This is a genomic window from Paracoccus simplex, assembly GCF_042648325.1.
Lineage (GTDB): Bacteria > Pseudomonadota > Alphaproteobacteria > Rhodobacterales > Rhodobacteraceae > Paracoccus > Paracoccus simplex.
The window spans coordinates 1-8,243 of the sequence record NZ_JBHRXE010000061.1 but is presented as its reverse complement, the minus strand read 5'-3'; the positions used below and the strand labels follow the sequence as shown (position 1 = coordinate 8,243).

At 63.9% G+C, this 8,243-nt stretch carries 10 protein-coding genes; 5 read left to right on the top strand and 5 right to left on the bottom strand.

Going from position 1 to position 8,243, the window contains the following annotated elements; translation table 11 throughout:
- The 4 genes from ACFOMP_RS18500 to ACFOMP_RS18485 all read right to left on the bottom strand — a co-directional run.
- On the bottom strand, positions 1-799 hold a 799-nt coding region (locus ACFOMP_RS18500), incomplete at its 3' end, for a deoxyribodipyrimidine photo-lyase (protein ID WP_379033308.1).
- Positions 800-1,966 (bottom strand): SAM-dependent methyltransferase, encoded by a 1,167-nt coding sequence (locus ACFOMP_RS18495; protein ID WP_028714586.1) that lies wholly within the window; start codon positions 1,964-1,966, stop codon positions 800-802.
- Complete coding sequence (locus tag ACFOMP_RS18490) at positions 1,963-2,742, bottom strand: DUF1365 domain-containing protein (protein WP_156929543.1); 780 nt, start codon at positions 2,740-2,742, stop codon at positions 1,963-1,965. The genes ACFOMP_RS18495 and ACFOMP_RS18490 overlap by 4 nt, the downstream gene beginning before the upstream one ends.
- On the bottom strand, positions 2,739-4,022 hold the full coding sequence (locus ACFOMP_RS18485; protein ID WP_028714584.1) for an NAD(P)/FAD-dependent oxidoreductase: 1,284 nt from the start codon (positions 4,020-4,022) through the stop codon (positions 2,739-2,741). Before ACFOMP_RS18485 ends, ACFOMP_RS18490 begins: the two co-directional genes overlap by 4 nt.
- Before the next feature lie 230 nt (positions 4,023-4,252).
- Between ACFOMP_RS18485 and ACFOMP_RS18480 the strand changes: the two genes are divergently transcribed.
- The 3 genes from ACFOMP_RS18480 to ACFOMP_RS18470 are packed head-to-tail and all read left to right on the top strand — an operon-like array spanning position 4,253 to position 6,167.
- Positions 4,253-4,801 carry a sigma-70 family RNA polymerase sigma factor gene (locus tag ACFOMP_RS18480; protein ID WP_028714583.1) on the top strand — a complete coding sequence of 183 codons (549 nt, stop codon included), beginning with the start codon at positions 4,253-4,255 and terminating at the stop codon, positions 4,799-4,801.
- A complete protein-coding gene (locus ACFOMP_RS18475; RefSeq protein ID WP_028714582.1) occupies positions 4,798-5,430 on the top strand; it encodes a ChrR family anti-sigma-E factor in 633 nt (210 codons plus the stop codon). The genes ACFOMP_RS18480 and ACFOMP_RS18475 overlap by 4 nt, the downstream gene beginning before the upstream one ends.
- A 2-nt stretch (positions 5,431-5,432) precedes the next feature.
- Positions 5,433-6,167, top strand: coding sequence for an SDR family NAD(P)-dependent oxidoreductase (locus ACFOMP_RS18470; RefSeq protein WP_028714581.1), 735 nt, complete (start codon positions 5,433-5,435; stop codon positions 6,165-6,167).
- A 4-nt stretch (positions 6,168-6,171) separates the two neighbouring features.
- Here the strand turns inward: ACFOMP_RS18470 and ACFOMP_RS18465 are convergent, their stop codons facing one another.
- Complete coding sequence (locus ACFOMP_RS18465; RefSeq protein ID WP_028714580.1) at positions 6,172-6,576, bottom strand: DUF2177 family protein; 405 nt, start codon at positions 6,574-6,576, stop codon at positions 6,172-6,174.
- Positions 6,577-7,357: 781 nt separating this feature from the next.
- On the opposite strand from ACFOMP_RS18465, the gene ACFOMP_RS18460 reads away from it, so the two are divergent.
- Both ACFOMP_RS18460 and ACFOMP_RS18455 read left to right on the top strand, forming a co-directional pair.
- On the top strand, positions 7,358-7,639 hold the full coding sequence (locus tag ACFOMP_RS18460) for a helix-turn-helix transcriptional regulator (protein ID WP_012092626.1): 282 nt from the start codon (positions 7,358-7,360) through the stop codon (positions 7,637-7,639).
- Positions 7,640-7,657: 18 nt separating this feature from the next.
- Positions 7,658-8,221, top strand: coding sequence for a replication initiator protein A (locus ACFOMP_RS18455; protein ID WP_449302614.1), 564 nt, complete (start codon positions 7,658-7,660; stop codon positions 8,219-8,221).
- Positions 8,222-8,243: the final 22 nt, after the last annotated feature.

Here is an 8,243-nt window from a genome sequence, read left to right as displayed (position 1 = left end):
GTTCTGGCGATATCTCCGCCCTGAGCATGGCCCTTGCCCAGATCGTTCGAGGGCTGATCTCGCCTACCGCCAGATGATCGGACAGGCGCGAGGTCGCGTCGAGATCGGGGCGATCCCGCTCGCGGGGATAAGCGCAGGCGCGGTCGAGAAAATCATCCAGCCCGGCAAGCGCGGCCTCTTCGCCCGCAGGCGCGGCAAATCGCTCCAGCGCGGCGCGGCCGCGGTGCAGGTCCGGCGCCAGATCGAGGGTGCTCAGGTCAAGCCCGCCGAGCGGTTCCGTGCAGGGTTCAATGCCCGGCGGGGCATCGGCGGCGGGCCGGTCGGGGCCGCGCTGCCGTACCGCCCGCGCAAAGGGGGAATAGACGCGGTAAGCCCCGCCATTTCCGCTGCGGACCGCGCCGGGATGGACGAGAAGATGCCCCGGATGCAGGATCAGCCCGGCACCCAGGGGCCGCAGCGCCGCGCGCATACGGTCTTGCAGCGCCTGCATTTCCACCGTGGACCAGTCCGACTGGTGCAGCTGACGCACGCTCAGCCGCTTCATCAGCGCCGGCAGGATTTCATGCGCCTCGCCGCGCAGCACGACGATGCCCTTTCCGCCGGTGCGGACCCGAAGTGCCGCATCAAAGATGCGGAGTGCGCGCTCAAGCCGCCAGCGGCTGGCCGCGCCCTGCGCCATGGTCAGCCGGTCGATGAAAAACACCGTCAGCAGCGGGCCGTCGGCAATCGCCGCCAGAAGCGCGGGGTTATCGCGCAGCCTGAAATCGCGGGTCAGCCAAAGAATGCCCGGCGCCGTCATTCAAGCCGCCTCATCCGCGTGACCAAGCGTCACCTGCACCACATCGCAGCGCGCGGTGGCGAAGGCAGCGGCGCAGCCCTCCAAATAGAACTGCCATCCGCGAAGGAAGGTGTCATCATAACCCAGCCGCTGGATACGGGGGCGCTGCTGCATCATCGTCTCGCACCAGATTCGGCATGTGCGGGCATAGTCCTGGCCAAAAGCGTGGCTGTCACGCACGCGCAGCCCGACTTTTGCCGCCTCATGGGCGATAATGGCGGAACAGGGCAGCATGCCGCCGGGAAACACATGCTGACGGATGAAGTCGGAGCGGCGGCGATAGACGGAAAACTCGGCATCCGGGACAGTGATCGCCTGCAAGACTGCCCGTCCACCCGGCGCCAGTCGCGTCTTGAGGGTGGAGAAATACGTTGGCCAATAGCGTTCGCCCACCGCCTCGATCATCTCGATCGACACGATGTTGTCAAAGTAGCCCGTCACCTGACGGTAGTCCTGAAGCCGCACCTCGGCACGGCCATCCAGCCGGGCGTCGGCATAGCCCTTTTGCGAAGGAGAAAGCGTGATCGCGGTCACGTTGTGACCCCGCTCAGCCGCAGCTTCGGCGAACCCGCCCCAGCCGCAGCCGATTTCCAGCAGGCTTTCGCCCGGTGCCAGTTGGGACAGAATCCGCCGGTTCTTGCGCGCTTGCGCGCGGTGCAGATCATCGCCTTCGCCAAACAGCGCAGAGGAATAGGTCATGCCGGGGTCGAGCCAGAGCTGATAGAACTCGTTGCCGACATCGTAATGGGCGCGAATGTTGCGCGACGAGCCGCGAAGGCTGTTTGGCCGCATCAGCTTGTCAACCAGCCGCATCCGCATGGCCTGAAACCGCCCCGGCTCTCCCCACGCAGTCCGAAGGCCAAGGTTGCGCAGGGCCAGCGACAGGGTGTCCTCCAGTGTCTCGCTGTGCCAGTCGCCTGCGATCCAACCTTCGCCGAGCCCCACATCTCCGCGCAGCGCCAGACGCGGCAGCAGCCGCCAGTTGCGGATCTGCAAGTCGGCCTCGGGGCCGGCGGTGCCAAATCGGTGGCGCGTGCCCTCGGGCGTGGTCAGGGTCACGATGCCGTCGCCGATCTCTTCGAGGGCCGAAAGAAAGCGGGTTTTCAGGGAGTGTGTCTCAAGGCTCATCGGGTGATTTCCTGGTCCGGAGGCTCTGGGCGGCGGCGATAGGCGGCACCTTTCAGCTTCAGCCGCAGCGCGTGCCAATAGATTTGTGCAATCACGCGCAACGCGCCGCCAGGCCGACTAAAAACCGTCGCAAGCACTGCGCGGTTGGTCAGCGGCGTCAGCGGCCCGGTCATGGCGGTGTTGATGCCACTCGTGCCATCCATTTGGTCGATGCGGATGGCGATGCGGTCAGGATGCAGGGCGAACCGGAACTGGTATTTCCCCGCCACATCCTGAAAGGGCGAGACGTGAAAGACCTTGCGCGCCGTCAATACCGATTCGGCGTTGATCGGCGCAAAGTCGGGCTGGGCCAGCAGGTAGCTGTGGCGCTGGCCGAATGTGTTGTTGACCTCTGCAATCACCGCGATCAGCGCATCATTTTCGATCAGCATCCAGAAGCTGACTGGGTTGAACCAGTAGCCCAGAAACCGCGGCTGCGTCAGCAGCGCCAGCACCATACCCCGGCGCGGCGCAAGCCCGGCAGCGGCAAGCTGTGCCAAGGCCCAGGGGGCGCCGGTGCCCGAGCCGCGCAGCCCGCCATGGTCACTATCGTGAAACGAAATCAACCCTAATCGGTTATGCCTCATCAACCGGGGCGGCTGGACATGCTCGGGCGCCAGCAACACATGATCGGCATGGGTGCGGAAGCTGTGACGCAAGTCGCCGCGCCGGGCATGTGTCACCAGCGCCGGCATTGCCAGCACTTCGCCTGCCTGAAGACGCGCCGCGAGAGTCATGGCAGCACCGACGCAGGCAGTAAACGACGCGCGATGCGCATGGCGCTGGCAAAGCCGTCTTCGTGAAAGCCGTTGCGCAGCCAAGCGCCGGCAAACCAAGTGTTGCGATTACCCTGCATCTCTGCAATCCGCGCCTGCGCGTCCAGCGCCGCCAGGTCAAAGACCGGATGGCGGAACGTCACCTGATCGTAGATCAGTCGCGGGTCGATGCCGTCACGCTGATTCAGCGTGACAAACAGCGGATCGTCGTCGGGGATGTTCTGAAGCCTGTTCATCCAGTATGTCACGCCCACAGACGCAAGCCCTGTATCGCCACGGCTGACCCACGAACTCCAGCAGCGGCGGCGGTGCGGCATAACGGATGGGTCGGCGTGCAGAACGGCGTGATTGGGCTGGAATCGGATCGACGAAAGGGCCGCGCGTTCGGTGCCGTCAGCATCTGTGAGCATCGCGAGCGCCTGGTCGGCATGGGCGGCAAGGATGACGTGGTCGAATACCTCAGCTTGCGCTCCCTCCGCGCTCAGGGTGACAATCCCGCCCGTTCGCGTGACCGCCCGCACAGCGGTTCCAGTGCGTAAATCAAGCCCGGCCCGCACCAGCGCCGCCGTCAGCCGCTCGATATAGCGGATCGAGCCTCCGTCCACCGTCCACCACTGATGATGCTGGCCACGCGCCAAGAGCCCGTGGTTGCGCATGAACCGCACAAGCACACGGGCCGGGAATTTGCCGATGTCGTGATCGGGCGTGGACCAGATCGCCCCGCAAAAGGGGTAGAGGTAATGAGCGCGGAAGCGGGAGCCCAGACGCATCCGGTCGATCAGCGCGCCGATGGTCAGGTCGGGAGTTGCCGCAACCTCGGACTCGGCCCCAGCGTTGAAGCGCAGGATGTCGCGGAGCATCAGGTGAAAGCGCGGGTCCACAATATTGCGGCGCTGGCCGAACAGCGCGTCGCCGGACCGCAGCGCATATTCCACCCGCCCGCCATTCAACGAGACACCGAAGCTCATGTCGCTTTTGACGATGGGCACATCGAGGTCGCGGAACATCGCCGTCAGATGCGGGTAATTCACATGATTGAACACGATGAAGCCGGTATCCACCGGCTGATCGCTCCGCTTGCCGGCAAGAACCGTCCGCGCGTGGCCGCCAAGCCTGGGCGCTTCCTCAAACAGCGTCACCTGATGGTGGCGTGACAGCAGCCAAGCACTAGCCAAGCCTGAAATGCCGCCGCCGATGATAGCGATCCGCTGCGGAGAGCCTCTGGTCAAGTCAAAAGGCATCTGGCCTCCACTGGTTCTTTGCCATCCTTACGCGCGCAGATCGGCTTCGGATCAATCAGCGAAAAAGTTTCTGTCAAAATGATCTGAAACGCACTGTCCCCCGTAAGTGCCGCATGAACGCCGCATTTGCGCCTGTCGGGCCAAGGTCCTATGAAATGCTAAGACCCACGGTCCTGCCGTTGGTCGATGAAGGTGCTCTGGGTTTCAGGGGGGGGGGAGATCAGCAACCGATGGACGATCTTTCCGAGTTGAGTCGCGATCTGATCGCCGTCCGCGACAGCCGCGACCGCGCGGCGTTCGGGCGGCTTTTTGACCATTTCGCGCCACGGCTTAAGGCGATGATGCTCCGCGGCGGGTTGCGCGACGGCACTGCGGAGGACGTGGTGCAGGATGTGATGCTGGCGGTCTGGCACAAAGCCGGACAGTTCGACCCCCACCGCGCGGACGCAGCCGGCTGGATCTATGGCATTGCCCGGAACCGGCGCATCGACATGGCCCGCCGCCGTCCGCTGGCCCAGCCCGACGAGATGCCCGAGATAGAGAGCCTGGAACCCGACGCCGCCCAGATCATTGCGCTGCAGCAGGAAGCGCGCCACCTGGCAGACGCACTTGCGCGCCTCGCACCGGAACAGGCCGAGGCGCTGCGTGCTGCCTATTTCGACGACATCCCACACAGCCGCATCAGCGAAATGACGGGCTTGCCGCTTGGCACCATCAAGTCCCGCATCCGCCTTGGCCTTGAACGTCTCAGGCATGAGCTGAGGACAATCGCACCATGATCAGCATCCACCACCATATTCCCGACGACATGCTTGACGCGTATCGCGCAGGCACCTTGCCACATGCCTTTGGTGTGGTCGTGGCCGCGCACCTGTCGCTTTGCGATCAATGCCGTGCCGGCCAGGAGGCGGGCGACATGATCGGCGGTGCGCTTTTGCAGCATGCAGAAGGCGCAACCCTGCGACCCGACGCGCGTGACCGGATGATGACTGCACTAGACGCACCGCCCCCGCCGCCGCCTCTGCGCGCATCTGGGCCGTTTCCGTCTGCCGTGATGCACGAATTGGGCGGAAGGCCGCCGCGCTGGCGCATGCTGGGCGGCGGCATCCGCCAGCAGATCCTGACCGCCGATCGCGAAGGCTCATTGCGCCTGTTGTACATTCCGCCGGGAAAGGCAGTCCCCGAACACGGGCATCGGGGGCACGAACTGACACTTGTTCTTCAAGGCAGCTTTTCCGACAGCGAAGGCAACTTTCATCGCGGCGACGTCGAAGTGGCGCATGCCGACATCCACCACCAACCCGTTGCCGGCCGGGACGAGCCATGCATCTGCCTGGCGGCCACCGATGCGCCCTTGCGCTTTCACGCGCTGATCCCGCGGCTGTTGCAGCCGATCTTCCGGATCTGAAGATGAACTATGCGAGCCGCCGCATCTGGATCATTGGCGCCAGCGCCGGGATTGGCGCAGCCCTTGCCCGTGCGTTGGCCGGGCAAGGGGCGCAACTGATCTTGTCCGCCCGCGATGGCGACGCGCTGGAGGCGCTGGCGGCGGAGTGCGGCGGCGCGCAGGCCAGGCCGCTGGATCTGGCCCAGCCTGAAACGCTGGGGGCAGTGGTGGCACAGCTTACGCTTGAGGCACCGCTGGACGCGATCATCTGCACCGCCGCGCTTTATGATCCCGGTCGCGTGGCGGATATCGATCCCATGCGGGCCGAGGCGATGGTGCGCGTGAACATACTGGGCATGCTTGAGGTCGCCCGCCTTTGCCCGCCGCTGCTGCGCGATGGCGGTCAGCTGGTGCTGTTCGGCTCGGTTGCCGGTTACATCGGCCTGCCGGGGGGGCAGCCATATTCGGCAACCAAGGCGGCGGTCAACAACCTTGCCGAAACGCTTGCGATCGAACTGGCCCCGCGTGTGGACGTGCGGCTGGTCTGTCCAGGCTTCGTCCAGACCAGACTGACCGCCCGAAACACCTTCGCCATGCCTGCAATCATCACCCCCGAACAGGCGGCAGAGTCCGTGCTGCGCGGGATGCAACGGCGGGGATTTGAGATCCATTTCCCACGCCGCTTCACCCTTGCGATGAAGCTGATACGGGCCCTGCCTTATGCGCTGTCGCTGCGACTGATACGGCGCTTGCGCTGATCGTTCAGTTGAATCGCCCCGACAGCAGAACCACGCCGGCCCAGGCTGAAAACCCGGTCAGGAACGTGCCCCACAACCCGTCGATAATGACCTGCTCCCACGACCAGTCGGCAAGCGTGGCGTAATTTGTCATCTCATAGGTGCCATAACACATCAGCCCAATGATCAGGCCTCCGATCAGCGCGTGAACGGGATCATTCGCTTTCAGCGCCGGCCAGGAAACCAGCCACACAAGCCCGGCGACATATCCCAGATAGAACAGCGCAGCCGGACCAAGCCGCAACGGCTCGGCAAGAAGGTGGCCGACATTGCGCTCAAATACCGGCCGGATCAGAAACCGGATCCCCAGCACATCCAGAGCGAGGAACACCCCGGCGGTTGCAGCATAGAGGAAGGTAGCTTGAAGCATGAGAAGTCCTCGTCCCAGTTTCCGTCCAACCGCCGCAGATAGGCGGTGGCCTTCTGTCATATCAGCCTTTGACTTGCTCTACGCACGCAACCTTGCAGCAGATCAATTTCTCCGTGAAGAAAGGCAGACTACTCGCCCCATCCTCATAAACAGCAGTGCCGCACGCATTCCTCGGGTGGATGTCAATATCCCCTAACGGCATCGAATGTGCCAAACTCGTGATGCCGAAGCACCAGCTGAAGGAGACGGCTTCATCAAAACATATAATAGTATCAGCAACTTGAAAGTGGAGAAGGTTGGATGTTAGGCCCATCCCCTCCGCCACTTGCCCTCGCGAAAGGTGTCTCCCGATCCGGCCGCGGCCGGATTTTCCCGTTGTTTTCGAGGGTTATGCGGGAGCGGCTGAGCACTGCCCCCAGTTCCAAGATGCCCGAAATCGGTCTCTCGGGGCCGATATTCTCCTGACCTGATGACTGTGCCGGTTGGTGAATTTCTTACAGCAAGCTGAAATTGTGTGCTTTTCGGCTTTTCGGGATCGCCGGCCCGAATACTTCGATGCCGGTGGCGTTCGTGAGGGGGAGAATAAATCGAGCTATCGCCCTCAGAATAGTTCCGTGCTGCTCTCGTCGCGGATACGGAGGGGGTATCTTTCGCCCCTGATGGTGGGCGATTTCGATACCCCCCAACTTCGCCCTGCACCTCGCCGGTCTTCCTTCGCCACCGTGGTCATTGCCCGCCGCTGATCCGCAGTGGCCGTTTGCAACACCACGGAGGCCCGATCATGCCACATGAACCCGTCGTCCTGCCGCCGCGTTTTCTACGGACCAAGGAGGCCGCGACCTTTCTGAGCCTCTCGGCCCGGACGCTCGAAAAACACCGCACCTATGGAACCGGGCCAGCCTATCGCAAGCTCGGCGGCCGCGTCGTCTATGCCATCGACGATCTCGAAGCCTGGACCGAACGCGGCGCGGTGACCTCGACCTCCGATCCGCGCGGCTCCGTGCTGCCCGCCAAGCGTCATGCGTTTCCGTCCGGCCCGCAGGCCGGTCGTTACGCCCGCTGATCTCTCGCGGTTTCCTTCATGACGGTGCGACGTCGATCCCTTTCCGAGCGTGGGCAACTGGATCTGTTCAGGGCGCTCCCCGGCGATTTCGCGCCACGAGACGCACAGGATCTCATGGCCTATCCCTTCTTCTCCCTCGCCAAGTCGAAGCGCATCGCGCCGATCGACTTCGCAGCCGGCAATGTCTCCATCCGGGTCGAGGCTGTTCCCGATCACGGCATGGCCACGATCTGGGACGCCGATATCCTGATCTGGGCGGCCAGTCAGATCGTCGAAGCCCGCGACAGTGGCCTTCGCACCTCTCGGCTGATGGCCGCCACGCCCTATGAGATCCTCACCTATGTCGGGCGCGGCACCGGCTTGCGCGATTATCAGCGCCTGAAGGCGGCGCTCGACCGGCTGCAATCGACCACGATTTCCACCTCGATCCGCCAGCCGGTCGAAGGCCGTCGGCATCGCTTCTCGTGGATCAACGAGTGGCAGGAGCGCACCGACCGTAGCGGTCGGCCCGATGGTATCGAAATGATCGTGCCGGACTGGTTGGAGGCGCTGGCGCGGCTGATCCGGGGACTTTCGGCGTGATCCCGGTTCCGGCCAACACGCG

Excerpts from the sequence above, each read along its gene's own strand:
- ACFOMP_RS18495 (WP_028714586.1), bottom strand. The coding sequence starts at position 1,966 with ATGAGCCTTGAGACACACTCCCTGAAAACCCGCTTTCTTTCGGCCCTC.
- ACFOMP_RS18490 (WP_156929543.1), bottom strand. The coding sequence starts at position 2,742 with ATGACTCTCGCGGCGCGTCTTCAGGCAGGCGAAGTGCTGGCAATGCCG.
- ACFOMP_RS18485 (WP_028714584.1), bottom strand. The coding sequence starts at position 4,022 with ATGCCTTTTGACTTGACCAGAGGCTCTCCGCAGCGGATCGCTATCATC.
- ACFOMP_RS18480 (WP_028714583.1), top strand. The coding sequence starts at position 4,253 with ATGGACGATCTTTCCGAGTTGAGTCGCGATCTGATCGCCGTCCGCGAC.
- ACFOMP_RS18475 (WP_028714582.1), top strand. The coding sequence starts at position 4,798 with ATGATCAGCATCCACCACCATATTCCCGACGACATGCTTGACGCGTAT.
- ACFOMP_RS18470 (WP_028714581.1), top strand. The coding sequence starts at position 5,433 with ATGAACTATGCGAGCCGCCGCATCTGGATCATTGGCGCCAGCGCCGGG.
- ACFOMP_RS18465 (WP_028714580.1), bottom strand. The coding sequence starts at position 6,576 with ATGCTTCAAGCTACCTTCCTCTATGCTGCAACCGCCGGGGTGTTCCTC.
- ACFOMP_RS18460 (WP_012092626.1), top strand. The coding sequence starts at position 7,358 with ATGCCACATGAACCCGTCGTCCTGCCGCCGCGTTTTCTACGGACCAAG.
- ACFOMP_RS18455 (WP_449302614.1), top strand. The coding sequence starts at position 7,658 with ATGACGGTGCGACGTCGATCCCTTTCCGAGCGTGGGCAACTGGATCTG.